Source organism: Streptomyces sp. NPDC043876 (assembly GCF_056435825.1).
Genome location: NZ_JBWKDV010000013.1, coordinates 26,485 through 51,275 on the forward strand (window position 1 = coordinate 26,485; position 24,791 = coordinate 51,275).

Consider the following 24,791-nt stretch of genomic DNA (forward strand, 5'->3'; position numbering starts at 1 on the left):
CGAGCCCTCCGCCGACCTGTCGGTCTCCCTCTAGCCGCCGATCGCCGACATGGGGCGGTCGGGCTGGAGGAAGGAGGGGTCGTCGAGGCCGGAACCGGCCTTCTTGCCCCACATCGCCACCTTCCACAGGCGGGCGATCTCCTCGTCCGGGACGCCCGAGCGCAGGGCGGCGCGCAGGTCGGACTCCTCGGTGGCGAACAGGCACGTACGGATCTGGCCGTCCGCGGTGAGCCGGGTGCGGTCGCAGGCGCCGCAGAACGGCCGGGTGACGGAGGCGATCACGCCGACGGTGGCCGGGCCGCCGTCGACGACCCAGCGCTCGGCCGGGGCGGAGCCGCGCTCGTCGGCACCTTCCTCGGTGAGCGTGAAGCGGGTGCGCAGCGACTGGAGGATGTCGCCGGCGGTGATCATGCCGTCGCGCTTCCAGCCGTGCTGGGCGTCGAGCGGCATCTGCTCGATGAAGCGCAGCTCGTAGGCGTTCTCCACGGCCCAGGCGAGCAGGTCGGGAGCCTCGTCGTCGTTCAGGCCGGGCATCAGGACGGCGTTGACCTTCACCGGGGTGAGGCCCGCGTCGCGCGCCGCGGCCATGCCCTCGATGACGTCCTTGTGCCGGTCGCGGCGGGTGAGGGTCTTGAAGACCTCGGGCCGCAGGGTGTCCAGCGATACGTTCACGCGGTCCAGGCCGGCGGCCTTGAGGGCCGCGGCGGTGCGCTTGAGGCCGATACCGTTGGTAGTGAGGGACATCCTGGGGCGCGGCTCCAGGGCCGCGCACCGCTCGACGATCCCGACGAGGCCGGGGCGCAGCAGCGGTTCGCCGCCGGTGAAGCGGACCTCGGTGATGCCCAGGCTGGTGACGGCGATGCGGATCAGCCGGACGATCTCGTCGTCGGTGAGCAGGTCCGGCTTGCCCAGCCACTGCAGTCCCTCTTCGGGCATGCAGTACGTGCAGCGCAGGTTGCACCGGTCGGTGAGTGAGACGCGCAGGTCAGTAGCCACGCGGCCGAAGGTGTCGATGAGCACGGTGGGCCCCCTCCCCTGTCCGGTGTTGTAGAGGTGCACGCCTGCTCCGTATGGGTGCGGGCGTTGTATTCGAGCCTACGCGACACCCGCGCCCCGTAGGGCGGCCCAAAGGAACCAGAGGTGGCGTGACCGTGTCGTAGGGAAGTACGACACGGCCACGCGGGGTGTTCGGTCCTTCGGCGGGAGCCCGAGGTCAGTGGGCGCCGGTGCCGGTCAGGGACCGGACCTCCAGTTCCGCGAACTTCTCGGCGTCGGCGGGCTCCCGGGACAGCAGGGTGCCCAGCCAGCCGAGGAGGAAGCCGAGGGGGATGGAGATCAGGCCCGGGTTCTCCAGCGGGAACCAGTAGAAGTCCGCGTTCTTGAACATGGAGGTGGGCTTGCCGGACACGACGGGCGAGAACAGCACCAGGACGACCGACGAGATCAGGCCACCGTAGATGGACCACAGCGCGCCCCCGGTGGTGAAGCGCTTCCAGAAGAGGCTGTAGAGGATCGTCGGCAGGTTGGCGGAGGCGGCGACCGCGAAGGCGAGGGCGACCAGGCCGGCCACGTTCATGTCGCGGGCGAAGGCGCCGAGCAGGATGGCGGCCGCGCCGATGAAGACGGTGGCCCAGCGCGCGGCCCGCATCTCCTCCTTCTCCGTGGCCTTCCCCTTGCGGATCACGTTCGCGTAGATGTCGTGCGCGAAGGACGAGGAGGAGGCGAGGGTGAGGCCCGCGACCACGGCGAGGATGGTGGCGAAGGCGACCGCCGAGATGACGGCGAGCATGACCGCGCCGCCGGTGGTGCCGACGCCGCCCAGGTACTCGGCGAGCTGCGGGGCGGCCGCGTTGCCGGCCGGGTTCTTCGCCTTGATCTCCTTCGGCCCGATGAGGGCCGCCGCGCCGAAGCCGAGCGCGATGGTCATCAGGTAGAAGGCGCCGATGATGCCGATGGCCCAGTTCACGGACTTACGGGCGGCCTTCGCGGTGGGCACGGTGTAGAAGCGGATCAGGATGTGCGGCAGGCCGGCGGTGCCGAGGACCAGGGCCAGGCCCAGCGAGAGGAAGTCCAGTTTGGAGGTGCCGGTCGCGCCGTACTTCAGGCCGGGCTCCAGGAAGCCGTCCTTGCCGCTCTTCTCGGCGGCCGCGCCGAGCAGGTCGGAGACGTTGAAGTGGAACTTCCACAGCACCATGACGGTCATCAGCAGGGCGCCCGCAATGAGCAGCACCGCCTTGACCATCTGCACCCACGTGGTGCCCTTCATGCCGCCGATCGTGACGTACAGGATCATCAGGACGCCGACCAGCGCGACGATGAGGATCTTGCCCGCATCGCTGGTGATGCCGAGGAGCAGCGAGACCAGGACGCCCGCGCCCGCCATCTGCGCGAGCAGGTAGAAGATCGAGACGACGATGGTGGAGGCGCCCGCGGCGGTGCGGACCGGACGCTGGCGCATCCGGAAGGCGAGCACGTCACCCATGGTGTAGCGGCCGGCGTTGCGCAGCGGTTCGGCGACCAGGAGCAGGGCCACCAGCCAGGCGACGAGGAAGCCGATGGAGTAGAGGAAGCCGTCGTAGCCGAAGAGCGCGATGGCTCCGGCGATGCCGAGGAAGGACGCGGCGGACATGTAGTCGCCCGATACCGCGAGCCCGTTCTGGAAGGCGCTGAACTGGCGGCCGCCCGCGTAGAAGTCGGAGGCGCTCTTGGTCTGGCGTCCGGCCCAGACGGTGATGGCGAGGGTCGCGGCGACGAAGACCGCGAAGAGGGTGATGATCAGCGGCCGGTGCTCGGTGGTCGAGGAGGCGGCGAGCTGGATGACGGCGGAGCTGCTCATGCGTCGTCCTCCATGCGGGACTTGATGGCCTCGGCCTTGGGGTCGAGCTTCGCCGCCGCGTGCCGCGAGTAGAACCAAGCGATGAGGAAGGTGCTGAGGAACTGGGCGAGGCCGAAGACCAGGGCGACGTTGACGTTGCCGAAGAGCTTGGTGCCCATGAAGCCGCCCGCGTAGTTCGACAGGAACACGAACAGCAGGTACCAGGCGATGAACCCGATGGTGAGCGGGAAGGCGAAGGAGCGGTGCGAACGGCGCAGAGCGGCGAACTCCGCGCTCTGCTGCACCTGGACGAAGGCGTGGGCCGTGGGGACCGCCCGGCTCGGGGAGCCGGCCGGCCCGGGGGGTGCGCCGTCGGGCGGCGGCGCTGCTTGCGTGGTCACGGGCGGCTCTCCTTGGGATGTGGGCGCGGTGGGGCCGACGGACAGGACGGCCTCCATGAGGGGGCGGCGTGACGGGCCCCCCTGTCAACGGCACGGCTCGCGCGACGGGACGGTTCAACACCCGTCGATTCTGTGGAGAGTTGGGTTCCGGATCGGTGTCCCCTGGTGCGGCGGGGCCGATTGCGCGAACGGGGGAATTGATTCCCCGAACTGATGGCGCGGACGGGAACGCGGGCGCTAGCTTCACCTGTCATGAACCCGTCGTGACGCGACCCGCGCCGCGACGGCTTTTTCACGGATGATGTGGAGAACCCATGGCTCATCTGGGAACCGCCCGCCGGCGCGCGCTCGCCGTGCCGGTCGGCCTGGTGCTCACGGCCTCGCTCGCCTTCCTCCCCTCGGTCGCGGCCTCCGCCGCGCCCCTGGGGACGACGGCCGCGGCCAAGCCCGCCACCACCACGGGACCGGAGCTGTCGTACGTGGTGAACCTGACCGCCTACGCCCCGGTGAAGGAGGCGAAGAAGGCCGTCGAGCGGGCCGGCGGCACGGTGGTGACGGCCTACGAGCAGATCGGGGTCGTGATCGCGCACTCCCAGAACCCCGACTTCGCCAAGGCCCTGCGCACCCAGCGCGGGCTCGTGGTCTCGGTGGGCGCCACCCGTACGGCCCCGCTCAAGGCGGTGCAGACCGACGAGGAGGGCACCACCCAGAAGCTCAGCGCCGCGGACGCCGCGAAGGCGGCGGCGCAGGCCGCGCCGGGCGAGGAGCCCCTGGAGCCCAACCAGTGGGACCTGCGGGCCCTCAAGGCCGACCAGGCGCACAAGATAAACGACGGCAGCCCGGACGTCACCGTGGGCGTCATCGACACGGGCGTCGACGACACGCACCCCGACCTCGCGGCCAACTTCTCCAAGGAGCAGTCGGCCAACTGCGTCGGCGGGACAGCCGACACCACCGAGGGCGCCTGGCGCCCGTACGCCGACGGCAGCGATCACGGCACCCACGTGGCCGGGACCATCGCGGCCGCCCGCAACGGCATCGGCATCAGCGGCGTGGCGCCCGGCGTGAAGGTCGCCGCCATCAAGGTGGCCGAGCCCGGCACCAACCTGTTCTACGCCGAGGCGGTGGTCTGCGGCTTCGTCTTCGCCGCCGAGCACCACATCGCGGTGACGAACAACAGCTATTACATGGACCCCTGGTACTTCAACTGCAAGACGGACGACGACCAGAAGGCCCTCGTCGAGGCGGTCACCCGGGCCGGCCGGTACGCCGAGCGCAAGGGCACCCTGACCGTGGCCGCGGCGGGCAACGAGAACTGGGACCTGGCCGCGCCCTCGATCCTGGACGAGACCAGCCCGGACGACGCGACCACCGTGCCGCGCACCGTCGACCCCAAGGCCTGCCCGTCCCTGCCCGCGCAGGTCCCGGGCGTGGTGACCGTGACGGCCACCGGTGACCAGGGGCTGCGCTCGTACTACTCCAGCTACGGGCTGGGCGTGGCCGACGTGACCGCGCCGGGCGGCGACAAGTGGCAGGTCCCGGCCACCCCGGACGCCAACGGGCGGGTCCTGTCCACGCTGCCGGGCGGCGGCTACGGCTACAAGCAGGGCACCTCGATGGCGGCTCCGCACGTCGTCGGCGTCCTGGCCCTGCTCAAGAGCACGCACCCGTGGGCCGCGCCGTCGCAGCTCCAGGCGCTGCTGAAGGCGCAGGCGGACAAGAAGGCCTGCCCGGACAAGATCTACGACGCGACGGGCGCCCTCGTGGACGCGGCCACCTGCACCAGCAAGTGGGGGCAGACGAGTTACTACGGCGCGGGCGCGGTCAACGCCCTCGCCGCGGTGAAGTAGCCGGCCCGGTCCCTGCGCGGACGACGGAGGGGCCGGACGGGGAACACCCCGTCCGGCCCCTCCCCCGTGCCGGGCGGCGCGGTCAGGCCTTGATCATGACCTTGAGCGCGCTGCGGTCGTCCATCGCGCGGTAGCCGTCCGGCACCTGGTCCAGGGCCACGGTCCGGTCGAAGACGGGCGCCGGGTCGATCGTGCCGTTCAGCACGTCGGCCAGCAGCTCGGGGATGTAGGCGCGGACCGGGGCCACCCCGCCGCGCAGGGTGATGTTCCGGTCGAACATGACGCCGAGGTCCAGACCCGTACCGCTGCCGTGCGGCACGCCGACGTAACCGACGGCCCCGCCGTCGCGGGTGATGTTCACGGCGGTGCGCATGGACTGCTCGGTGCCGACGGCCTCGATGACCGCGTGCGCGCCCTGACCGCCGGTCAGCTCGCGCACCGCCGCCTCGGCGGCCTCGCCGCGCTCGGCGACCACGTCGGTGGCCCCGAAGAGCTTGGCGATGTCGGTACGGGCGGAGTGGCGGCCCAGTGCGATGATCCGCTCGGCGCCGAGGCGCTTGGCCGCCAGGACCCCGCAGAGGCCGACCGCGCCGTCGCCCACGACGGCGACCGTGGAGCCCTGGCGGACGCCCGCGCCCAGGGCGGCGTGGTGGCCGGTGCCCATCACGTCCGACAGGGCGAGCAGCCCGGTGAGCAGGTGCTCGTCGGAGGCGGCCGCGGCGGGCAGCTTCACCAGGGTGCCGTCGGCGTACGGGACGCGGACCGCTTCGCCCTGGCCGCCGTCGAAGCCCACCGAGCCCCAGAAGCCGCCGTGCACGCAGGAGGTGTGCAGGCCCTCGACGCAGTAGTCGCAGGTGCCGTCGGACCACATGAAGGGGGCCACGACGAGGTCGCCCGCGCGCAGCCCGGAGACGGCGGAGCCGGTCTCCTCGACGATGCCGAGGAACTCGTGCCCGATGCGCTGGCCCGGCTGCCGCTTGGCCTCGCCCCGGTAGGCCCACAGGTCGCTGCCGCAGATGCAGGCGCGCAGCACGCGCACGACGGCGTCTTCGGGCCGCTGGACGGCGGCGTCGGGCACCTCCTCCACGCGGATGTCGTGCGGGGCATGGATGACGGTGGCGCGCATGGTGCGGTCCTTCGGTGACGCGGGGGCGGAGTGGCCGGAACGGTCAGACTGGTACGACTTCCCTACGGTACGCCCGGTGATCCGCCAGTGCTCCCGCAGCCAGCAGGTACTGCGCCGCCGCGTACGTCGCCATGATCCAGAAGTCGGGGCGGGGCGGCTGCGGCCACCCGGCGACCCCGGTGGCGATCAGCGTGTCGGAGAGCAGGAACAGCGCCCCGCCCAGCCCGGCCCACCGGCCCAGGGCCCCGGACCGCCAGGCCATCGCGGTCAGCAGCAGGCTGTATCCGGCGACCGGGATCCGCAGGCCGGCCGGGAGGTCACCCCACAGCAGCGAAACGGTCCCGGCGAGCGCGAGCCCGTACGCGGCCCCGGCGAGCGGGGAGGACGGCCGCCGCCCGAAGAGCACCAGGTAGCAGACGTGCCCGGCGGCGAAGGAACCCATGCCGACGAGGAAGGCGGCCTCGGCGTCGAAGAGCAGCGCGAGGTCCCCGCCCCACCCGAAGACCAGCGCGGCGACCAGCGGCCGGGGCGCGCCGCGGGTGAGCGCCCAGCCGATGAGCAGGGGCATCAGGAGCGGCTTGAAGAGCAGGTGCCCGGTGTGCCAGCCGGCGAGCAGGGACCCCAGGTCGGCGGCGGTGGCGACGGCGAAGCCGAGGAGGGCGGCGGGCCCGGGCGCCCAGCGGCCGGGGACGCCGCTCACGCGGCGGGCTCGGCGGAAGCGGGGGCGGGGGCGGAAGCAGGGGCGGGGACGGTGGCAGCGGAGGCGGCGGACGCCGGAGTTCCGGCCGCGGCCGGCTGCCAGCCCGGTCCGCGGAAGACCCGCCCCGCGCGCTCGCGCCAGCTGGTGGCGGCCCGGACGTCCCGGGCGATGGCGGCGTACTCGTGCGTGGCCACCCGCAGCGGGTTGTAGGTCGCGATGTTCTTGGTGAGGCCGAACTCGGGCCGGTCGGTCTCCCCCACCCAGGAGCCGAAGATCCGGTCCCAGACGATCAGGATCCCGGCGAAGTTGCGGTCCAGGTAGCCGCCCTGCGAGGCGTGGTGGACGCGGTGGTGGGAGGGGGTGTTGAAGACGTACTCGACCGGCCGGGGCAGCTTGCCGATGCGCTCGGTGTGGATCCAGAACTGGTAGACGAGGTTGACCGAGTAGCAGAAGGCGACGGCGGCCGGGTGCACGCCGAGGGCGATCATCGGCAGGTAGAACGGCCAGGAGGTCCAGCTGGTCCAGGGCTGGCGCAGCGCGGTGGTGAGGTTGAACTTGCGGCTGCTGTGGTGCACCACGTGGCACGCCCAGAGGATGCGGATGACGTGGTGGCCGCGGTGCTGCCAGTAGTAGAGGAAGTCCTGCACGAGCAGCATCAGCGGCACGGTCCACCACAGCACCGGGACGCGCAGCGGGGTCAGTTCGTAGACCGCCGCGTAGATCAGGGCGATCGGGATCTTCCAGAGGAAGTCGAAGGCGAGGCTGCCGATCCCCATGCCGAGACTGGTGACGGCGTCCTTGGCCTCGTACCCGGCGGCGTCCTCGTCGGGATGGAGCCGGTAGCTCACCAGCTCCACCACCGTGAGCAGCACGAAGGCAGGTATGGACCACAGCACGACATCGGGCAGGTTCGGCATGACCGCACCATAGAGGCGCCTTCCACCGGCCCGCTAGATGTTGTTACCGATCGGTATTCATCGGTGTTACCCGCGGTACCCCGGGGCGGCTCGGAGCCCTCGTGCCCGAGCCGCCCCGGGGCGGGTCTCCCCGCGCTACCAGACGCGCACCGAGGCGCCGCGGGCGAAGGCCGGGCTGGTGGCCTGGGGCGGGATCTCCGTCAGGGGCTCGGCGATCTCCGAGACGAGCGGGCCGTGCCGCGCGGCCAGCGCGTCCAGGAACGGCAGGTCGAAGCCGTACACCCGGGCGGCGTTGCCCCCGGCCATGGCCGCGACCTCGGAGCGCGGGAGGCCCGCGTAGGCGATGCGGAGGCCTTCGCGGGAGTAGGGGGTGGTGCCCTCGTCGTGGGGGTAGTCACTGCCCCACATGATCTTGTCGAGGCCGATCCGGTCCCGCAGCGGGACCTCGTGGGGGCGCATGAAGCTGGCGCCCACGAAGCAGTTGTCCCGCCAGACCTCGCTCGGACCCTTGCCCATGGAGTCGGCCAGGCCCGCGCCGAACTTGGACTCCGCGGTGGACGCCCGGGCCGCGGCGTTCACCAGCCGGCCGTGGTAGTAGTCCAGCATGTCCAGGACGCCCGGGATCCAGCCGGAACCCTGCTCCGTCAGGACCAGCTTGAGGCCCGGGTGGCGCCGGAAGGCCCCGCCGAAGACCAGGTGCCACAGGGCGCGGTGCGAGAACCAGGTGGTCTCCACCATGAAGACGGCGCGCGCCGCCGGTTCGTCCCCCAGCGGCGGCGAGGCGGAGCCGCCGTGGTGGTTGACCGGGACGTCCAGCTCGTCGCAGACCGCCCAGATCGGGTCGTACGCCGCCGAGTACAGCTCGGGGACCGGCGAGCCGGGCGGGACGCCCGGCAGCAGGATCCCGCCGGTCAGGCCCGCCGCCTTGGTGCGCCGGATCTCCGCGACCGCCGCGTCGACGTCGTTCAGGAGGATCTGGACCACCCCGGCCCGCCGCCCCGGCGCGTCCGCGCAGAAGTCGGCCAGCCAGCGGTTGTGCGCCTGGAGCCCGGCCCAGCGCAGCGCGTACTCCCCGGCGGTGGGCGGCTGGGCCATCAGCGAGGCCTTGGGGAAGAAGGGCGGGATGGTGTTCGGGAAGAGCACCTCCGCCACGATCCCGTCCGCCTCCAGTTCGGCCAGCCGGCGCCCGGAGTTCCAGTTCCGGTCGGCGGTGTCGGCGAGGAGGTCCTCGTAGGGGTTCACGTACGAGGCGGCCCAGGCGTCGAACTCGTCGTGGTACCGCTTCTCCAGGTACGGCTTGTAGTCGAGGAGGTCGGCGCCCGCGTGGCAGTCCGCCGAGATGACCGTGTAGCGGTCCCCGTCGGCGGTCATCCGGCCACCCCCAGGACGGGGAAGTCGTGGTCGGTCAGCCAGTGCCGGCCGACCTCGCGGGAGCGGGACCAGGAAGCGGCCACGGCCGCCTGGTCGGGGTCCTGGCCCAGCTCGGCCGGGGTCGGGCCGATCCGGCGGGCCAGCGGGGCGAGGGCGGCGGTGTCGAAGCCGAAGACCTCGGCGGCGGCCAGCCCCAGCATCCGGCGGGTCTCGTCGACCGGGATGTCGTGGAAGGTGTTCTTCAGCCAGCCGCGGGTGTTCGGCCAGGTGCCCTCGGGGTGCGGGAAGTCCGAGCCCCACAGGATGTTGTCCACCCCGATCTCGTAACGCTGCGCCAGCTCCCGGCGCTTGGTGTTGGTCGCGCAGACGAAGACCTGCCGGTCCAGGTACTCGCTGGGCGGCCGCTTCAGCTCCGCGAAGGGCGAGAGCTTCTTGCCGCCGTGCGCGCCGAGGTAGAGCCGGTCCATGAACCACAGCTGGTTGGGCAGCCACCAGCAGCCGGACTCGGCGACGCCGAACTTCAGGCCGGGGTGCCGCTCGAAGACCCCCGACCACAGCAGGAACCAGAGGGGGCGGGCGGGCCACCAGGTGACCTCGGAGACGTAGATGCCGAGGTGGTCGCCGTACTCGTGGCGCGGCGCGGCCCCCGAGTGGGTGACGACCGGCATCCCCGTCTCGGCGGCCGCCGCCCACACGGGGTCGTAACGGCGGTCGTGGTAGGGCGCCTTGTCCACCCACATGGACGGGATCATCAGGGCGCCGAGCCCCGACTCCCTGGCCCGGTGGATCTCCGCGACCACCCGGTCCGGTTCGCCCGTGATGGGGAGCAGCGCCACCCCGCAGTGGCGTTCGGGGTTCTGGGAGACGAACTCGGCCAGCCAGCGGTTGTGCGCCTGCGCGCCCGCCATGCCCAGCTCCGGGTCCTGGTCGCCGGAGAGGCCGAGGCCCACGCCGAAGGGCGCGGCGGTCTGGCTGTCGACCGCGTCGGCGTCGGGGAAGACCACCTCGGCGGCCACGCCGTCGCCGTCGAGTTCCTTGAGGCGCTGGGTGGCGTCCCAGCCGCCCTTGAGGCCTTCCTCGTGGTCGTGGAACCACTTCTCGGCGAAGGCCTCGTTGCGCACGCCGAGCCGGGTGGCCTCCTCGCGGCGGGCGCCCTGCCGGCCGAGGAACTCGTCGAACTCGCGGTGGAAGCGGGAGTCGAGGTAGGGGCGGTACCGCTCGGTGGGCAGCCCCGCGTGGCAGTCGGAGGAGATGATCAGGTACGGGTCTTCGTACGCGGTGTCGGTCCGGTCGCTCTGCTCGGTCACTGCACGACTCCTCAGTCGAGGATGAAGCTTTCCAGGTAGGCGGGGTTGGCGCGCTCCAGCATCGACTGCGACCGCGCGCGGATCTGGCGGTCGCTGTGCTCGCTGTCCGGGAGCATCCAGAAGCGGTCGGCGCGGATGCCGTCGACCACGTGCTCGGCGACCTCCTCGACCGGGGTGAACTCCACCTCGTGGCCGGCCCGTCGCATGGCCGCCTCGTACTGGTCGAGGGTGCGGTACGGCGCCTTGCGCGGGCGCTCCTTGGCATACCGGTCGGGCCGGTTGCGGTGGGACTCCCACAGTCCGGTGCGCAGCATGTGCGGACCGGGGAAGAGGACGGAGGCGCCGACGGGCGCCCCCTCGGCCTTGAGGTGGGCGTACAGCGACTCGGTCATGGTGACCACGGCCGCCTTGGTCACCGCGTAGACGGAGGCGGTGGGCAGCGGGGCGATGCCGCCGTCGCCGGAGGAGGTGTTGACGACGTGGCCGGGGGCGCCGCCGGCGATCATGCGCGGGACGAAGGCCTGGATGCCGTGGAAGACGCCCCAGACGTTGACGGAGAAGGCCCATTTCCAGTCGTTGGGCTCGTGTTCCCACATGCGGCCCTCGGCCCCGGATCCGACGCCCGCGTTGTTGCAGAGCACGTGGACCGCGCCGTAGGCGTCGTAGGCGGCGTCGGCGAGGGCGAGCACCGAGTCCCGGTCGCTGACGTCGACGATCCGGGCGAGCACCTCGGCCCCGTCGGCGGCGAGTGCGTCGGCGGCCTTGCGCAGGGCGCCCTCCTCGACGTCGGCGAGGACCACCTTCAGCCCCTCCGCGGCGAAGCGGCGGGCCATGGCGAGGCCGATGCCGCCCGCCGCGCCGGTGACGACGGCGACCTGTCCTGCTGCGAGCCGCATCTCACACGCCCCCCGCCGACGCGCCCTCGGGGGGAGCGTCGAGGATCTGCTGGGGGTCGTCGTAGCGCTGGTGGATGTAGGGGAGCAGCGCCCGGGCGCTGACCCGCTCGGCCACCCGGCCCTTCTGGTCGGTGGTCTTCTCGCCGATGGTGATCTCGACGATCCGGCACACGGGCAGGTCCGCGACCGGGTCGAACATCGACTCCCGCAGGACGATGTCCCCCGTGATGTGCTCCAGCCTGCGGACCTTCTCGCCGCGCGTGCAGTGCACGAGGACGGGATCGCCGTCGAAGCCCTCGCCGTCCACGGCGGGCAGGAACTTGAAGTAGAAGTCGGTCTTCGTGGCCGGTTCGGGCAGCGGCAGTTCGCGGTCCACCGCCCCGCGCACCTCCACGAAGGCGATCCCGTGCCGGGCGAGTGAGGCCCGTACGACGAGCCCGTCGCGTTCGACGGCGACCTCGCCCAGCTTCTTCGGTTCACCGAAGACCTCGCGGCCGCCGATCAGGGCGCGCTCGTGGGTCATCGGCATGACCAGCGGGTACCAGCCCTCGACCGCGCCGTGCCGGGCGGCGACGGCCACCGAGCCCGCGCCGAGGGGGTAGCCGGGCAGGTCGACCTTGCTGATGTTGGCCCGTACGAGGGGCCGTTCGGCGGGCTTGAGCGGCGGCGGGAGCACCGCGGCCACCACGTCCGGATCGCTCTCCCAGACGGCCACCACACCGGTGGACCAGATGTCCGGCAGTCGTGAACTCTTCTCGCGCGAGGCCGAGATCTCGGCTTCGGTCCGCGCGCCGTACCGTACGCGTGCCATGGGAAGCACCACCCTTCGGGGGGTCTCCCCAGCGGTGGCCGGGGAGGTTCTGTAACACAGTTACACCGCCGCCGATGAAGGGTAAAGAGGGCTGCACGCACAGGAACTGACGCATCGCCAGATTCATTGGAGACCCACCGGACAGACTGGGGGCCGTCATGGCCAGAAGCACGCTCACCCGCGAGGAGGTGCTGGAGGCCGCCTCGGCCCTGGTCAGACAGCACGGCCCGGCGGCCCTGACCATGCGCAAGCTGGCCGCCGAACTCGGCACCGCGGTGACCTCCATCTACTGGCACGTCGGCAACCGCGAATCGCTGCTCGACGCCCTCGTCGAGCGGACCGTCCAGGACATGGGCGCGGTCCGCCCCACCGGCCGCACCCCGGCCGACCGGATCGTCTCGGTGGCCCGGACCCTGCGCCGGGAGCTGCGCGCGCGCCCGCACCTGATCGCGATGGTGCACGAACGCGGGCTCACCGAGCGGATGTTCCTGCCCGCGCAGCAGGCGCTCGTGCACGAGGTGCACGCGGCGGGACTGCGCGGGGCCCGCGCCGCGGACGCGGTCCGCGTGGTCCAGTTCCAGATCGTCGGTTTCGTCCTCATCGAGCGCAACCGCGAACGCTCCCCCGCCCAGTCCCCCGCCGAGGGCGAGGTCTGGGACCCGGCCGCCGCCCCGGACGACCCGGCCCTCTCCCGCGCACTGGCCCGCCCGGCGGACCCGGAACGCCTGTTCCTGCTGTCGCTGCGGACGCTGGTACGGGCCCTGCTGGAGCCCCCTGCGCCGAGCCCGCCGAAGTCCCCGGACCCTTCGCCCGGATGACGGCGGGTGACGGCGGGAGTCCTCGCGCCGGGTTCGGCCGGGGGCGGACGGGCCACGGCTGTCGGTCCGGGCCGATATCCTCTGTGACCATGCTCGACGACCGTACGACCGCAGAGACGATCTGGCCGACCGCGTACCCCCAGGGGTACGCGGTCGTCGACGTGGAGACCACCGGGCTCGCGCGCGACGACCGGATCATCTCCGCCGCCGTCTACCGGCTGGACGCGCAGGGCAATGTGGAGGACCACTGGTACACCCTGGTCAACCCGCAGCGCGACCCCGGGCCCGTCTGGATCCACGGACTGACCAGCGACGTCCTGCGGGACGCGCCGCTCTTCGGCGACATCGCCGAGGAGTTCGCGGGACGCCTCGCCGACCGGGTCCTCGTCGCGCACAACGCCATCTTCGACTGGCAGATGATCGCCCGGGAGTACGCGCGGGCCTCGGCCAGCGCGCCGGTCCGCCAGCGGCTGTGCACCATCGCCCTGTCGAAGGAACTGAACCTCCCGCTGCCCAACCACAAGCTGGAGTCGCTCGCCGCGCACTTCGGCGTGGTCCAGCAGCGCGCGCACCACGCCCTCGACGACGCCCGGGTCCTCGCGGAGGCCTTCCGGCCCTCCCTGCACGCGGCCGCGCGGGACGGCGTCCGCCTTCCGCTGCTCGAATGCCGCCCGCTGACCGAGTGGTCGGACACCCCGGCCACCCCGCGCATCGGCCACCAGGCGTCCTACCGCGGCGCCGGTCCGGGCGCCGGAAGCTGGCGCCAGTCGCGCAAGCGGCCGCCGTGCCCGCACCCGAACCCGGGGCGGTACGAGGACGGCAAACCGCTCAAACAGGGCATGCGCATCGCCTTCTCCGGCGACACCTCCGTGGACCGGGAGCTGCTGGAGGACCGGGCGGTCGAGGCGGGGCTGCACGTCGCGACGAGCGTGTCGCGGCTCACCAGCCTGCTCGTCACGAACGACCCGGACTCCTCGACCTCGAAGACGGTCAAGGCGAAGTCCTTCGGGACCCCGGTCCTCGACGAGGCCGCCTTCACCCAGCTCCTGCGGGACGTGGCTGCGGCAGACGGGTGAGCGTCGGGCGACTCGCCCGGCGACCGCTTTCCCGTCCGCCCCGTCCGGTCCCACGCTGTGGCCCATGGCACGTTGCGAGGTTTGCGGAAACGACTACGGCATGTCCTTCGAGGTGCACGCGCAGGGCGCGGTGCACGTCTTCGACTGCTTCTCCTGCGCCATCCACCGGATGGCGCCCATCTGCGAACACTGCCGGGTCCAGATCATCGGCCAGGGCGTCGAGGTGGACCGGCAGTGGTTCTGCGGGGCGCACTGCGCCCGCGCGGAGGGGAAGGTGGGCGTCGTCGACCGCACCTGACCGGCCGCCGCGCGCGGGCGGCCACCGCAGCCGGCCGGCGGCTCCCCCCGAGTGGGTCACCCGGCCGCCGGAGCCCGCACGCGGAGGGGTACCGTCGTGGGCGTGTACCGCTTTGTACTGACCCGGCAGTGGCTGGGCCTGCACCTCCTGGCCCTCGTCCTGATCCCCTCGATGATCCAGCTGGGGTTCTGGCAGTTCCACCGCCACGAGCACCGGGTCGCCCAGAACGAGCTGATCGCGGCGAACCTGGCCGCGGAGCCGGCCCCGATGACCGCGCTGACCTCGCCCGGTCACGTGGTTCCGCGCGCCGATTTCTGGCGCGCGGTCACCGCCACCGGCACCTACGACCCCGCCCACGAGGTCGTCGTGCGGATGCGGACCTCCAACGACGGCAAGGTCGGCTTCCAGGTGGTCACCCCGCTGGTGCTGGGCGACGGCCGGGTGGTCCTGGTCAACCGCGGCTGGGTACCGGGCGGCGGGGATCCGCGCGCCTATCCCGCGGTGCCCGCCGCGCCTGCGGGCCAGGTCACCGTCACCGGGCGGCTGAAGGCCGACGAGGTCGAGGGCGACGGCGGCATCACGGACCGCAAGGGCCTGCCGGACCGTCAGGTGATGCTCGTCAACAGCGCCCAGCAGGCGCGGTACCTGGGCAAGCCGGTGCTCGGCGGCTACCTGGAGCTGACCGGTCCGGTCCCGCCGGACGGCAGCCCCCAGCCGGTCGGCGAGCCCGACCACGACTCGATCGGCCCGCACATGGCCTACGCCGTGCAGTGGTGGCTGTTCACCGCCGCCGTGCCGGTGGGCTGGGTGATCCTGGTGCGGCGCGAGAAGCGCGACCGCGAGGAGGCGGCCGCGAAGGCTGCCACGGGCGCGGAAGGCGACGGCGGCGGCGCCGGACCCGGGGGTTCCGCCGAGCCCGAGCACGCGACGGCGTAGCGTACCCGCATGGATCTTGGACTGAAGGACCGCGTCTACGTCGTCACCGGGGCCACGCGCGGCCTCGGCTTCGCCAGTGCCCGCGAACTGACCGCCGACGGCGCGCGCGTCGTCATCACGGGCCGGGACGAGAAGCGGGTCGCCGACGCCGCCGCCGCGCTCGGCCCGAACGCCGTGGGCGCCGTCGCCGACAACGCCGACCCGGACGCCGCCGCCCGCCTCGTCGCCACCGCCCGCGAGCGCTTCGGCCGCTTCGACGGCATCCTGATCAGCGTCGGCGGTCCGGCCCCCGGCTCCGGCGCCGACAACACCGACGAGCAGTGGCGGGATGCCTTCGAGTCGGTCTTCCTCGGCGCGGTGCGCCTGGCCCGCACGGCCGCCGCCGAGCTGGGCGAGGGCGGGGTCATCGGCTTCGTGCTCTCCGGGTCGGTCCACGAACCGATCCCGGGACTCACCATCTCCAACGGACTGCGCCCCGGCCTCGCCGGTTTCGCCAAGTCCCTCTCCGACGACCTCGGCCCGCGCGGGATCCGGGTCGTCGGCCTGCTGCCCGCCCGGATCGACACCGACCGGGTGCGGGAGCTGGACGCCCTCTCGGGGGACGCGGCCGCCGCCCGGGCCGCCAACGAGTCCCGCATCCCGCTGCGCCGCTACGGCACGGACCGGGAGTTCGGCCGCGCCGCCGCCTTCCTGCTCTCCCCGGCGGCCTCGTACCTGACGGGCGTCATGCTCCCCGTCGACGGCGGCGCCCGCCACGGGTTCTGACGCCCCGCAGGGCGTCAGCTGACCCGGTGGGCGCGGTGGTCCGCGACCTGGAAGCGGATCTCCGTGGGAAGCTCGGCCAGGCCCGCCGAGGCGCGGGCGTGGTCGAGGACCGGACCGGCCAGCGCGCCGAGGACGTCCGCGGGGACGGCGTGCGGCTCCAGGCGCAGGACCAGCCGCAGGGCGGGGGCCGTACGGCGCCCGCGCAGGACGGCCCGGCAGTGGGCCACCCCGTCCAGCGCGCCCGCCTCGGCGGCCACCGCCTCCTCCAGGGCGCGGCCGCGCAGCTGCGCGAAGGCGCCGTCCCCGGTGTCGACCACGACGGCCGGGAGCCGGGAGCGGCGCAGCTGGGCGAGCAGCCACCACAGCGCGAGCAGCACGCACAGCGCGAGGACCGCGACGGCCGCCCACCACCACCAGCCCTCGGTGTGCCAGTGCCGGCGCCGGGCGGCGCTCAGCAGGGGCGCGTGGCGGCCGTCGAGCGGCCGGTAGCCGGTCAGGACGGCGGCGCCGCCCGCCAGCAGCACCAGCCCGACGAGGGCGAGCAGGATCCGGTTGACCACCCCGAGCATGTGCGGGTCACCCCTTTCCGGCCGGGCTGACCCGGACGCGCGGCTGCGGCTGGTGGGCCAGGCCCAGTTCGGCGAGCCCGACGGCGAGGACCGCCTCCAGGTCCGCCCGTACGTCGTCCAGTGCGCGGAAGTGCGACGCCGCGCGCACGGTGACCCGGGACCGGGACACCGCGACCCGGGCCGAGCGGACCCCGGACACCTCCATGGCCCGGTCCCGCAGCACCAGCGCAGCGGCCTTGCGCCCGATCCCGGCACGCACCTCCGCGCCCCGGCCGGTGGACCGTCCGGTCGCCGGGGAGCGCAGCGGCAGCACCGAGCGCAGGCCCGGGGCCAGAGCGAGGAACAGCAGGGCCGCTCCGGCCAGCACCAGCACCGCGGCGGCGACGATCACCCAGGTGTCGGCGGGGGCGTGCCGCTCCAGCAGCCGGGCCAGTTCGCGGCGCCAGCGCATGCCGGGGCGGTGGGCCCGTACGGCGGCGAGGTCGTAGAGGAAGATCCCGGCGGCGCCCAGCACCACGAGGGCGGTGAGCGCGGCGGGGATCCGGCGGGCCGAGCGGAAGCGGGGGGCCGGGGCCGCTTCCGGCCCGGCCGGGTCCTTGCCGGGGCCGACGGGGGCGGTCACTGCAGCCGGTCCCGCCGGGCGGGGCCGACCTGGGCGGGGTGCAGCCGTTCGACGTCGATGGCGACTTCCGGGACGGACATGCCGGCGCAGTCCTCGACCCGGAGGGCGACCCGGCTCCGTACGGCGGCGCACTGGGCGGCGAGGTCGGCGGGGTAGCCGAGTTCCAGGCTGATCCGGACCCGGGCGATGTCGTGGTGCACGGTGACGGTGGCGTGCGGGGGCGCGGCGTCGGCGGGCGGCCCGGCGGGCAGCGCGGCCAGGGCCTCCCGGGCCGCCTGCGCGGCGATCTTGGCCACGACCCGGTCGGCGATCCGGGTGGCGCCCCGGTCGGCCGGGGGCACCTTCGTCGGGGTACTGCGCGGGGCGCCGGGGCGGGCGTCGCGGGGGCTGGTCATCGGGGCCTCACCGGCGCCGGCCGTCGCGGTCCCCGTCGCGCGGGGAGCCCCGGTCGCGGGGACGGAAGAAGTCCCCGGGGTCGAGGTCCCCGTCCAGGAACCGGCCCACGAAGAAGCCGACGGCGCCGAGCGCCGCCACCAGCACGAAGGCGCCGAACCCGCCGAAGTACCCGGCGAACCCCAGTGCCATGCCGGCCAACAGGCCGACGACCGCCATGCTCATGCGGGATCCTCTCGGCGCGCGCACCACGTGGTCCACGGGTGCGGTGTGCGGGGGTGGATGGATGCGGGTGTGGATGGGTGCGGGTGTGGATGGGTGCGGGGGTGGATGGGTGCGGGGGCCTACTGGAGCCGGGACTCCGGCTCTTCGTCCTCTTCGTCGGGCAGCTTGACGTCGCTGACCGCGATGTTGACCTCGACGACCTCCAGGCCGGTCATCCGCTCCACGGCCGCGATCACGTTCTCCCGCACCGCCTGGGCCACCTCGCGGATCGCCACGCCGTAGTCCACGACGATCTCCAGGTCGAGGGCGGTCTGCACCTCGCCGACCTCGGCCTTCACGCCCCGGCTGACCGAGGCCCGGGCCCCGCCCGGGACCCGGTCGCGGACCGCGCCGAAGGTGCGGGAGAGGCCGCTGCCGCTGCCCATCGCGTGGACGCCGACCACCTCGCGGGCGGCCAGGCCCGCGATCTTCTCGACCACGCCGTCGGCGATGGTGGTGCGGCCCCGGTCGGCCGGGGGCCGGGCGAGCCCTCCCGAGGCGGATCCGGATCCGGATGCCGATTCGCTCATCGCCGTGTCCTTTCGCGCGTGCGGACTTTCTCCCACCGTAAGCGCGTCCCGCCGCCGATGCGCCGGGACTACGCCGGACGGCGGGCAGAGCGTGTCGATCGCGCTTGACCTCAACCATGATCGAGGTTCGAGACTGGACGCACGGAACCGGAAGGCACGACGACGGGGGATGTGCGATGCGAGCGGTACGCGTGGACGGGTACGGCGGTCCGGAGGTCCTGGTCCCGGTCGAGGCACCGGACCCGGAGCCGGGTGCGGGTGAAGTGGTGGTGCGGGCCGGGGCCATCGACACCCTGTACGTCGAGACCCAGATCCGGGGCGGCTGGGGCGAGGCCTTCGGGGTGCGCCCGCCGTACGTCCCGGGCGGCGCGGCCGCCGGGCACGTGAGCGCGGTGGGCGAGGGGGTCGACCCCGGCCTGCTCGGCCGCCGGGTGCTGGCGGCCCCCGGCACGAAGGGCACGTACGCCGAGCTGATCCGGGTCCCGCTCGACCTCCTGGTCCCGGTACCGGACGGACTCGGCATCCCCGAGGCGGCGGCCCTGGCGCACGACGGGGTGACGGCCACGGGGATCACCGAGGCGATCGCGGTCCGGCCGGGCGAGCGGGTCCTGATCCTGGGTGCGGCGGGCGGCATGGGCACCCTGCTGGTGCAGCTGGCCAGGGCCGCGGGGGCCCGGGTGGTGGGCGCGGCCCGGGGGGCGGCGAAGCTGGCGCTGGTCCGGGAACTGGGCGCCGACGTGGTGGTCGACTACACGGACCCGGGCTGGACCGAAGGGGTCGGGGGGCCGGTGGACGTGCTGCTCGACGGGGTCGGCGGGGAGCTGGGCCTGGCGGGCTTCGGCCTGGTCCGGGACGGGGGCCGGGTCTCCGCGCACGGGGCGCCGAGCGGGGGCTTCGCGACCTTGGACCCGGCGGAGGTGGCGGCGCGGGGGATCGCGCTGCGGGGGATCGCGGAGGTGCGGTTCGGGGCGGCGGAGACCGTGCGGTTGGCCGGGGCGGCGATGGCGGGGGCCGTGGCGGGGCGGCTGCGGCCGGTGATCGGGCGGACCTTCCCGCTGGCCGCGGCGGCCGATGCGCACCGGGCCATCGAATCCCGCGCCATCCCGGGCAAGGCCCTCCTCCTCCCGTAGCGGACCCCTCCCCTGCCCTCAAACGCCGGTCGGGCTGGGGTGGCCTCCGGCGGGCCCCCAAACGCCGGGCGGGCTGGGAAGGGTCGCGACCCTCGGACGCAGGGCGGCTGAAAATGGCTTGCTGACCCGGGGCTACAGGGGTACCCCGGGCAGCCAAATCCAGCCGCCCGGCGATTGAGTGGCCACCGGAGGCGTGTCAGCCTGCCCGGCGATTGAGGGCCGCCGGAGGCACGTCAGCCTGCCCGGCGTTTGAGGGCCCGCCGGAGGCAGGTCAGCCCGGCCGGCGATTGAGGCCGCATGGGGCACGTCAGGCCGGCCGGCGGTTGAGGCCGGGCTGAGGCGGGGGCGGCCGCGGCTTCGGAGCGGCGGGGGTCAGTCCGCGAGGCCGGCCAGGTCTCGGAGGCGGCGGGCCTGGGCGGCACGCTCGGCGGCACGCTGGTCGTCGTACGCACGGCCCGACGCCCCCCGCAGCAGCGCCTTCGTCTCGATCACCGCATCCCGCGGCGGCGCCACCAGCGCGGCCACCAGGTCCTGCACGGCGGCGTCCAGCTCGGACCCGGGCACGACGAGGTTGGCCAGGCCGATCCGCTCGGCCTCCTCCGCGTGCACGAAGCGCCCGGTGGCGCAGATCTCCAGGGCACGGGCGTAGCCGACCAGGTCGGTCAGCGGCCGCGTACCAGCCAGGTCCGGCACCAGCCCCAGGCTGGTCTCGCGCATGGCGAACTGCACGTCGTCCGCGACGACGCGCAGGTCACAGCCGAGCGCGAGCTGGAAGCCGGCGCCGATGGCATGACCTTGCACCGCGGCGACGGAGATGATGTCGTTGCGCCTCCACCAGGTGAAGGCCTCCTGGTACTCGGCGATGGTGGCGTCCAGCAGTGCGTCGGAGCCACGCGCCAGGTCCAGGAAGGACGGCTCGCCCTCGAAGCCTTCGGGCGTGAACGCCTGCCGGTCGAGTCCGGCGGAGAAGGACTTGCCCTCGCCGCGCAGCACGACGACCCGGACGGTGCCCGGCAACGACCGGCCGGCCTCCGCCAACGCCCGCCAGAGCGCGGGGGACTGGGCGTTTCGCTTGGCCGGGTTGGTCAGTGTCACCGAGGCGACCGTGTCGTCGACGGTGAGCCGTACGCCGTCCTTGTCGAGCAGAGCCATCTGTATGCCTCCGGTGTGCAGTCGGCCGCGGACTCGGCCTCAAGTGACTGCACAGTAACCACCCGGTCGGCCGGAAAGCCGACCGGGGGGCACCGAAGGACTCTAGGAGCGATGTCGAACCCGGCCGGATGGCCCGGATCGGACCGAAGCCTGCGGCCGGGGCCTCAGGCCGAAGCCGCCTTCTTTCCGCGCGTCGCGCCACCGCGTCCGCGCAGCGTGACTCCGGACTCGCTGAGCATCCGGTGAACGAATCCGTAGGACCGGCCGGTTGATTCGGCCAGCGCCCGGATGCTCGCGCCGGAGTCGTACTGTTTCTTCAGGTCTGCCGCGAGCTTGTCGCGCGCGGCGCCGGTTACCCGGCTGCCCTTCTTCAGAGTCTCGGCCACCCGTGCCTCCTCATGGGAAGTGCGCTCTGGACTTCTCATGATCACCCCTCCCGGCGTTCCTGGCCACCCATTCGGCAAGGTCGGCGCGAGCGCTTTTCTCGCGGAGTGGACACCCGAGCAGAACGGAATCTTCGCCTCCACTCCTCGCCCTCCGTCACGACCGGCCACCCACCGTGGGAATCGCCAGGTCAGGGGGTACGCCACAAGAACAGCCGGCCCCGGCCGCGCACGGTGAGTGCGCGACCGGGGCCGTTGTACAGGGTGCGGGGGTACGAGACGTTCTCACTCAGATGATGGATCACTCGTGGGCCGAATGATCCATAAGCAACTGGATCAACGCGCCCGAGCGGACGGAGACCGGCCCCCACCGGCCCCGACCAGGCGCGGGCCGGGTCAGGCCAGGGCCACCAGGTCCCGGTAGTCCGGGCCCCACAGGTCCTCGACGCCGTCGGGCAGCAGGATGATCCGCTCCGGCTCCAGCGCCTCGACCGCGCCCTCGTCGTGCGTCACGAGGATGACGGCGCCCTTGTACGTGCGCAGCGCGCCGAGGATCTCCTCGCGGCTGGCCGGGTCGAGGTTGTTGGTGGGCTCGTCGAGGAGCAGCACGTTCGCCGAGGACACGACCAGCGTGGCCAGGGCGAGGCGGGTCTTCTCGCCGCCGGAGAGGACCCCGGCGGGCTTGTCGACGTCGTCACCGGAGAAGAGGAAGGAGCCGAGCGTCTTGCGGACGGCGACCAGGTCCAGGTCCGGCGCCGAGGAGCGCATGTTCTCCAGGACCGAGCGCTCCGGGTCCAGGGTCTCGTGCTCCTGGGCGTAGTAGCCGAGCTTGAGGCCGTGGCCGGGGACGACCGAGCCGGTGTCCGGCTTCTCCGTGCCGGACAGCAGGCGCAGCAGGGTGGTCTTCCCGGCGCCGTTGAGGCCGAGGATGACCACGCGCGAGCCCTTGTCGATGGCCAGGTCGACGTCGGTGAAGATCTCCAGCGAGCCGTACGACTTGGACAGGCCCTCGGCGGTCAGCGGGGTCTTGCCGCAGGGCGCCGGGTCGGGGAAGCGCAGCTTGGCGACCTTGTCGGAGACGCGCACGGCCTCCAGGCCGGCGAGCAGCCGGTCGGCGCGCTTGGCCATGTTCTGGGCGGCGACGGTCTTGGTCGCCTTGGCGCGCATCTTGTCGGCCTGGGAGTTGAGGGCCGCGGCCTTCTTCTCGGCGTTCTGGCGCTCGCGCTTGCGGCGCTTCTCGTCGGCCTCGCGCTGCTGCTGGTAGAGCTTCCAGCCCATGTTGTAGACGTCGATCTGGGCGCGGTTCGCGTCCAGGTAGAAGACCTTGTTGACGACGGTCTCGACCAGGTCGACGTCGTGGGAGATGACGATGAAGCCGCCGCGGTAGTTCTTGAGGTAGTCGCGGAGCCAGACGATGGAGTCGGCGTCGAGGTGGTTGGTCGGCTCGTCGAGGAGCAGGGTGTCGGCGTCCGAGAAGAGGATCCGGGCCAGCTCGACGCGGCGGCGCTGACCACCGGAGAGGGTGTGCAGGGGCTGGCCGAGCACGCGGTCGGGCAGGCCGAGGGCGGCCGAGATGGTCGCGGCCTCGGACTCGGCGGCGTACCCGCCCTTGGTGAGGAACTCCGTCTCCTGGCGCTCGTACTGCCGCATCGCCTTCTCGCGGGTGGCGCCCGAGCCGGAGGAGATGCGCTCCTCGTTCATGCGCATCTTCTTGAGCAGGACGTCGAGGCCGCGCGCCGAGAGGATCCGGTCGCTGGCCAGGACGTCGAGGTCGCCCGTGCGCGGGTCCTGCGGAAGGTAGCCGACCTCGCCGGAGCGGGTGATGGAACCCGCGGCGGGCTGTCCCTCGCCCGCGAGGCACTTGGTGAGGGTGGTCTTGCCCGCTCCGTTGCGGCCGACCAGGCCGATGCGGTCGCCCTTGGCGATGCGGAACGAGGCGGACTCGATGAGGACGCGGGCGCCGGCGCGCAGCTCGACGCCGGTGGCGGTGATCACGGAAATACTCCAGGGCGGTGGGGACGGCGGAAGGGGGGCAGGGACGCGAGTCTTCGGCGCCGCTAATCCGCGAGGAGATTTGCCATGGAGCCATTCTACCGGGGGCGCGCAACTACTTTTCGGGGCGCCCGCCCCCGGCCGGGCACCGACCCGCGTCCCCCGTTCGGCCCCTATACGGCGCCGGTTCCGGGGCATGCGTACCAGGATGAGGGGGCCGGCACTCGCCGCAGGGGGCGGGATGTGACCTCCCCCACTTGATGAGAGGGCGTGCGGGATGCAGTTCGACGACGACGCCGATCTGGATACTTCCGAGGTCCAGGACGTCCGGAGCAGTCGCATTCCGGGCGGGCGAGCCACCGTCGGCGGCGGCATCGTGGGCCTCATCGCACTGGTCCTGGGGCTGCTCCTCGGGGTGGGCCCCGACCAGCTGGGGCTGTCCGACGGCAGCCCCGAGCCGGCCGCCACGTCCTCCTCCGCCGCGCAGGTGCAGCAGACCTGCCGCAAGGGGCGGGACGCGAACGCGCGCGAGGACTGCCGGCTGGTCGCCGTGGTCAACAGCACGCAGGACTACTGGCGGCAGGAGTTCGCCCGGCGCGGCGGCAGCTACACCGCGGCGCCGACGGTCTTCTTCACGGGCCGGGTGGGCACCGCCTGCGGGACGGCCACCTCCGCGGTGGGCCCGTTCTACTGCCCGGGTGACCGGAAGGTCTACCTGGACCTGGGGTTCTTCAACGAGCTGCGGACGAAGTTCGGCGCGACCGGCGGCCCCTTCGCGCAGGCGTACGTGGTCGCCCACGAGTACGGGCACCACATCCAGAACCTGACCGGCACCCTCCAGAAGGCCCAGGACGGGCAGCAGGGCGCCAACAGCAACGCGGTCAAGGTGGAGCTGCAGGCCGACTGCTACGCGGGGGTGTGGGCGCACAACGCCACCCGGACCCCGGACGAGAGCACCGGGCGGCCGCTGATCACCAGCCTGACCGACCAGGACATCAAGGACGGCCTCGACGCAGCGGCGGCGGTCGGGGACGACCGCATCCAGGAGAAGTTCCAGGGCCGGGTGACCCCGGAGTCCTGGACGCACGGCAGTGCCGAGCAGCGCCAGCAGTGGTTCTACCAGGGGTACCGGACGGGCGACATGGCCCAGTGCAACACCTTCCGCTGACTGTCACACCCGCCTGCGAGACTTGTGGTCCGGGTCACACGCACGAGAGGGAGTGATCGTCATGGCAGGCGTTCCGACCATCTTTCCGACACTGCTCTACCGCGATGCCCAGGCCGCCATCAAGCTGCTGACCGAGGCCTTCGGCTTCACGCAGGCCGCGGTGTACGAGGGTGAGGACGGCGCGGTCATGCATGCCGAACTGGCCTACGGGAACGGCATGGTGATGCTGGGCAGCAAGGGCCGGGGCGGGGTCTTCGACAAGGCCATGGCCGAGGGCGGCCCGGCCGGGGTCTACATCGTGGTCGAGGACGTGGACGCGCACCACCGCCGGGCCGAGGAGCACGGGGTGGAGATCCTGATGCCGCCGACCGACCAGGACTACGGGTCGCGGGACTACATGGCGCGCGACGCCGAGGGCAACATCTGGAGCTTCGGGACGTACGCGCCGCAGGTCTGACCCGCGGCGCGGGTCCGGCGGGGTCCGGGCGCGAAGGGCCGGGC

General features: G+C 73.0%; 27 protein-coding genes. 9 read left to right on the plus strand and 18 right to left on the minus strand.

Annotated elements, in window-relative coordinates; all coding sequences use genetic code 11:
- Positions 1-30: 30 nt before the first annotated feature.
- The 3 genes from moaA to AC0693_RS32410 all read right to left on the minus strand — a co-directional run bounded on the left by moaA (position 31) and on the right by AC0693_RS32410 (position 3,216).
- Positions 31-1,020, minus strand: coding sequence for a GTP 3',8-cyclase MoaA (moaA, locus tag AC0693_RS32400; protein WP_469337764.1), 990 nt, complete (start codon positions 1,018-1,020; stop codon positions 31-33).
- A gap of 193 nt (positions 1,021-1,213) precedes the next feature.
- A complete protein-coding gene (locus tag AC0693_RS32405; RefSeq protein WP_469319302.1) occupies positions 1,214-2,836 on the minus strand; it encodes a solute symporter family protein in 1,623 nt (540 codons plus the stop codon).
- Positions 2,833-3,216: a DUF485 domain-containing protein gene (locus tag AC0693_RS32410; RefSeq protein ID WP_356409065.1), complete on the minus strand. Its 384-nt coding sequence runs from the start codon at positions 3,214-3,216 to the stop codon at positions 2,833-2,835. The genes AC0693_RS32405 and AC0693_RS32410 overlap by 4 nt, the downstream gene beginning before the upstream one ends.
- A gap of 314 nt (positions 3,217-3,530) precedes the next feature.
- Between AC0693_RS32410 and AC0693_RS32415 the strand changes: the two genes are divergently transcribed.
- Positions 3,531-5,066, plus strand: coding sequence for a S8 family peptidase (locus tag AC0693_RS32415; protein ID WP_478742230.1), 1,536 nt, complete (start codon positions 3,531-3,533; stop codon positions 5,064-5,066).
- A gap of 82 nt (positions 5,067-5,148) precedes the next feature.
- On the opposite strand, the gene AC0693_RS32420 is transcribed toward AC0693_RS32415, so the two are convergent.
- The 7 genes from AC0693_RS32420 to AC0693_RS32450 all read right to left on the minus strand — a co-directional run bounded on the left by AC0693_RS32420 (position 5,149) and on the right by AC0693_RS32450 (position 12,194).
- Entirely contained in the window at positions 5,149-6,192 is a 1,044-nt protein-coding gene (locus tag AC0693_RS32420; protein WP_469337677.1) for a zinc-dependent alcohol dehydrogenase family protein, read from the minus strand.
- 43 nt (positions 6,193-6,235) lie between these two features.
- Entirely contained in the window at positions 6,236-6,892 is a 657-nt protein-coding gene (locus AC0693_RS32425) for a lysoplasmalogenase (RefSeq protein ID WP_469319300.1), read from the minus strand.
- Positions 6,889-7,809, minus strand: a complete 921-nt coding sequence (locus tag AC0693_RS32430) for a sterol desaturase family protein (protein WP_478803761.1) — start codon at positions 7,807-7,809, stop codon at positions 6,889-6,891. Before AC0693_RS32430 ends, AC0693_RS32425 begins: the two co-directional genes overlap by 4 nt.
- A 135-nt stretch (positions 7,810-7,944) precedes the next feature.
- Positions 7,945-9,180 carry an amidohydrolase family protein gene (locus AC0693_RS32435; protein WP_478803762.1) on the minus strand — a complete coding sequence of 412 codons (1,236 nt, stop codon included), beginning with the start codon at positions 9,178-9,180 and terminating at the stop codon, positions 7,945-7,947.
- Positions 9,177-10,487, minus strand: a complete 1,311-nt coding sequence (locus tag AC0693_RS32440) for an amidohydrolase family protein (protein WP_469337685.1) — start codon at positions 10,485-10,487, stop codon at positions 9,177-9,179. The genes AC0693_RS32435 and AC0693_RS32440 overlap by 4 nt, the downstream gene beginning before the upstream one ends.
- Positions 10,488-10,498: 11 nt before the next feature.
- On the minus strand, positions 10,499-11,383 hold the full coding sequence (locus AC0693_RS32445) for an SDR family NAD(P)-dependent oxidoreductase (protein WP_469337688.1): 885 nt from the start codon (positions 11,381-11,383) through the stop codon (positions 10,499-10,501).
- Position 11,384: 1 nt separating this feature from the next.
- Positions 11,385-12,194, minus strand: a complete 810-nt coding sequence (locus tag AC0693_RS32450; RefSeq protein ID WP_469337690.1) for an acetoacetate decarboxylase family protein — start codon at positions 12,192-12,194, stop codon at positions 11,385-11,387.
- 158 nt (positions 12,195-12,352) lie between these two features.
- On the opposite strand from AC0693_RS32450, the gene AC0693_RS32455 reads away from it, so the two are divergent.
- From AC0693_RS32455 to AC0693_RS32475, 5 genes are all read left to right on the plus strand, one after another.
- The gene (locus tag AC0693_RS32455) at positions 12,353-13,012 is read left to right on the plus strand and encodes a TetR/AcrR family transcriptional regulator (RefSeq protein WP_478803763.1); all 660 of its coding nucleotides are present in this window, start codon (positions 12,353-12,355) and stop codon (positions 13,010-13,012) included.
- 83 nt (positions 13,013-13,095) lie between these two features.
- Positions 13,096-14,088, plus strand: a complete 993-nt coding sequence (locus AC0693_RS32460; RefSeq protein WP_469337694.1) for a DEDDh family exonuclease — start codon at positions 13,096-13,098, stop codon at positions 14,086-14,088.
- A 64-nt stretch (positions 14,089-14,152) separates the two neighbouring features.
- Positions 14,153-14,386 carry a hypothetical protein gene (locus tag AC0693_RS32465; protein ID WP_354382262.1) on the plus strand — a complete coding sequence of 78 codons (234 nt, stop codon included), beginning with the start codon at positions 14,153-14,155 and terminating at the stop codon, positions 14,384-14,386.
- Positions 14,387-14,488: 102 nt separating this feature from the next.
- Positions 14,489-15,322, plus strand: coding sequence for an SURF1 family cytochrome oxidase biogenesis protein (locus AC0693_RS32470; RefSeq protein WP_478803764.1), 834 nt, complete (start codon positions 14,489-14,491; stop codon positions 15,320-15,322).
- 9 nt (positions 15,323-15,331) lie between these two features.
- Positions 15,332-16,087, plus strand: a complete 756-nt coding sequence (locus AC0693_RS32475) for an SDR family oxidoreductase (protein ID WP_469319292.1) — start codon at positions 15,332-15,334, stop codon at positions 16,085-16,087.
- 14 nt (positions 16,088-16,101) lie between these two features.
- Here AC0693_RS32475 and amaP read toward each other — a convergent pair whose 3' ends face one another.
- The 5 genes from amaP to AC0693_RS32500 form a co-directional block, all read right to left on the minus strand.
- A complete protein-coding gene (gene amaP / locus AC0693_RS32480; protein WP_469337699.1) occupies positions 16,102-16,656 on the minus strand; it encodes an alkaline shock response membrane anchor protein AmaP in 555 nt (184 codons plus the stop codon).
- A gap of 7 nt (positions 16,657-16,663) precedes the next feature.
- Positions 16,664-17,278, minus strand: a complete 615-nt coding sequence (locus AC0693_RS32485; RefSeq protein WP_478803765.1) for a DUF6286 domain-containing protein — start codon at positions 17,276-17,278, stop codon at positions 16,664-16,666.
- Positions 17,275-17,673 carry a hypothetical protein gene (locus AC0693_RS32490; RefSeq protein WP_478803766.1) on the minus strand — a complete coding sequence of 133 codons (399 nt, stop codon included), beginning with the start codon at positions 17,671-17,673 and terminating at the stop codon, positions 17,275-17,277. The genes AC0693_RS32485 and AC0693_RS32490 overlap by 4 nt, the downstream gene beginning before the upstream one ends.
- Positions 17,674-17,680: 7 nt before the next feature.
- On the minus strand, positions 17,681-17,896 hold the full coding sequence (locus AC0693_RS32495; protein ID WP_356409110.1) for a hypothetical protein: 216 nt from the start codon (positions 17,894-17,896) through the stop codon (positions 17,681-17,683).
- A gap of 119 nt (positions 17,897-18,015) precedes the next feature.
- Complete coding sequence (locus tag AC0693_RS32500; protein ID WP_356409113.1) at positions 18,016-18,465, minus strand: Asp23/Gls24 family envelope stress response protein; 450 nt, start codon at positions 18,463-18,465, stop codon at positions 18,016-18,018.
- A gap of 176 nt (positions 18,466-18,641) precedes the next feature.
- Between AC0693_RS32500 and AC0693_RS32505 the strand changes: the two genes are divergently transcribed.
- Complete coding sequence (locus AC0693_RS32505; RefSeq protein WP_478803767.1) at positions 18,642-19,595, plus strand: zinc-binding dehydrogenase; 954 nt, start codon at positions 18,642-18,644, stop codon at positions 19,593-19,595.
- A gap of 372 nt (positions 19,596-19,967) precedes the next feature.
- On the opposite strand, the gene AC0693_RS32510 is transcribed toward AC0693_RS32505, so the two are convergent.
- The 3 genes from AC0693_RS32510 to AC0693_RS32520 form a co-directional block, all read right to left on the minus strand.
- Positions 19,968-20,747, minus strand: a complete 780-nt coding sequence (locus AC0693_RS32510; RefSeq protein ID WP_469337708.1) for an enoyl-CoA hydratase/isomerase family protein — start codon at positions 20,745-20,747, stop codon at positions 19,968-19,970.
- Positions 20,748-20,911: 164 nt separating this feature from the next.
- A complete protein-coding gene (locus AC0693_RS32515; RefSeq protein WP_329115282.1) occupies positions 20,912-21,133 on the minus strand; it encodes a helix-turn-helix domain-containing protein in 222 nt (73 codons plus the stop codon).
- A 393-nt stretch (positions 21,134-21,526) separates the two neighbouring features.
- Entirely contained in the window at positions 21,527-23,125 is a 1,599-nt protein-coding gene (locus AC0693_RS32520; RefSeq protein WP_356409122.1) for an ABC-F family ATP-binding cassette domain-containing protein, read from the minus strand.
- A 274-nt stretch (positions 23,126-23,399) separates the two neighbouring features.
- Between AC0693_RS32520 and ypfJ the strand changes: the two genes are divergently transcribed.
- The gene (gene ypfJ / locus AC0693_RS32525) at positions 23,400-24,290 is read left to right on the plus strand and encodes a KPN_02809 family neutral zinc metallopeptidase (RefSeq protein ID WP_478803768.1); all 891 of its coding nucleotides are present in this window, start codon (positions 23,400-23,402) and stop codon (positions 24,288-24,290) included.
- A 61-nt stretch (positions 24,291-24,351) separates the two neighbouring features.
- Positions 24,352-24,747: a VOC family protein gene (locus tag AC0693_RS32530; RefSeq protein WP_356409128.1), complete on the plus strand. Its 396-nt coding sequence runs from the start codon at positions 24,352-24,354 to the stop codon at positions 24,745-24,747.
- Positions 24,748-24,791 lie beyond the last annotated feature (44 nt).

What these genes read in the sequence shown, in the direction of transcription:
- AC0693_RS32435 (WP_478803762.1), bottom strand. Translation starts at nt 9,180, where the DNA reads ATGACCGCCGACGGGGACCGCTACACGGTCATCTCGGCGGACTGCCAC.
- AC0693_RS32445 (WP_469337688.1), bottom strand. Translation starts at nt 11,383, where the DNA reads ATGCGGCTCGCAGCAGGACAGGTCGCCGTCGTCACCGGCGCGGCGGGC.
- AC0693_RS32430 (WP_478803761.1), bottom strand. Translation starts at nt 7,809, where the DNA reads ATGCCGAACCTGCCCGATGTCGTGCTGTGGTCCATACCTGCCTTCGTG.
- amaP (WP_469337699.1), bottom strand. Translation starts at nt 16,656, where the DNA reads ATGCTCGGGGTGGTCAACCGGATCCTGCTCGCCCTCGTCGGGCTGGTG.
- AC0693_RS32455 (WP_478803763.1), top strand. Translation starts at nt 12,353, where the DNA reads ATGGCCAGAAGCACGCTCACCCGCGAGGAGGTGCTGGAGGCCGCCTCG.
- AC0693_RS32450 (WP_469337690.1), bottom strand. Translation starts at nt 12,194, where the DNA reads ATGGCACGCGTACGGTACGGCGCGCGGACCGAAGCCGAGATCTCGGCC.
- AC0693_RS32465 (WP_354382262.1), top strand. Translation starts at nt 14,153, where the DNA reads ATGGCACGTTGCGAGGTTTGCGGAAACGACTACGGCATGTCCTTCGAG.
- AC0693_RS32510 (WP_469337708.1), bottom strand. Translation starts at nt 20,747, where the DNA reads ATGGCTCTGCTCGACAAGGACGGCGTACGGCTCACCGTCGACGACACG.
- AC0693_RS32415 (WP_478742230.1), top strand. Translation starts at nt 3,531, where the DNA reads ATGGCTCATCTGGGAACCGCCCGCCGGCGCGCGCTCGCCGTGCCGGTC.
- AC0693_RS32505 (WP_478803767.1), top strand. Translation starts at nt 18,642, where the DNA reads ATGCGAGCGGTACGCGTGGACGGGTACGGCGGTCCGGAGGTCCTGGTC.
- AC0693_RS32405 (WP_469319302.1), bottom strand. Translation starts at nt 2,836, where the DNA reads ATGAGCAGCTCCGCCGTCATCCAGCTCGCCGCCTCCTCGACCACCGAG.
- AC0693_RS32530 (WP_356409128.1), top strand. Translation starts at nt 24,352, where the DNA reads ATGGCAGGCGTTCCGACCATCTTTCCGACACTGCTCTACCGCGATGCC.
- AC0693_RS32490 (WP_478803766.1), bottom strand. Translation starts at nt 17,673, where the DNA reads ATGACCAGCCCCCGCGACGCCCGCCCCGGCGCCCCGCGCAGTACCCCG.
- AC0693_RS32500 (WP_356409113.1), bottom strand. Translation starts at nt 18,465, where the DNA reads ATGAGCGAATCGGCATCCGGATCCGGATCCGCCTCGGGAGGGCTCGCC.
- AC0693_RS32420 (WP_469337677.1), bottom strand. Translation starts at nt 6,192, where the DNA reads ATGCGCGCCACCGTCATCCATGCCCCGCACGACATCCGCGTGGAGGAG.
- AC0693_RS32475 (WP_469319292.1), top strand. Translation starts at nt 15,332, where the DNA reads ATGGATCTTGGACTGAAGGACCGCGTCTACGTCGTCACCGGGGCCACG.
- ypfJ (WP_478803768.1), top strand. Translation starts at nt 23,400, where the DNA reads ATGCAGTTCGACGACGACGCCGATCTGGATACTTCCGAGGTCCAGGAC.
- AC0693_RS32495 (WP_356409110.1), bottom strand. Translation starts at nt 17,896, where the DNA reads ATGAGCATGGCGGTCGTCGGCCTGTTGGCCGGCATGGCACTGGGGTTC.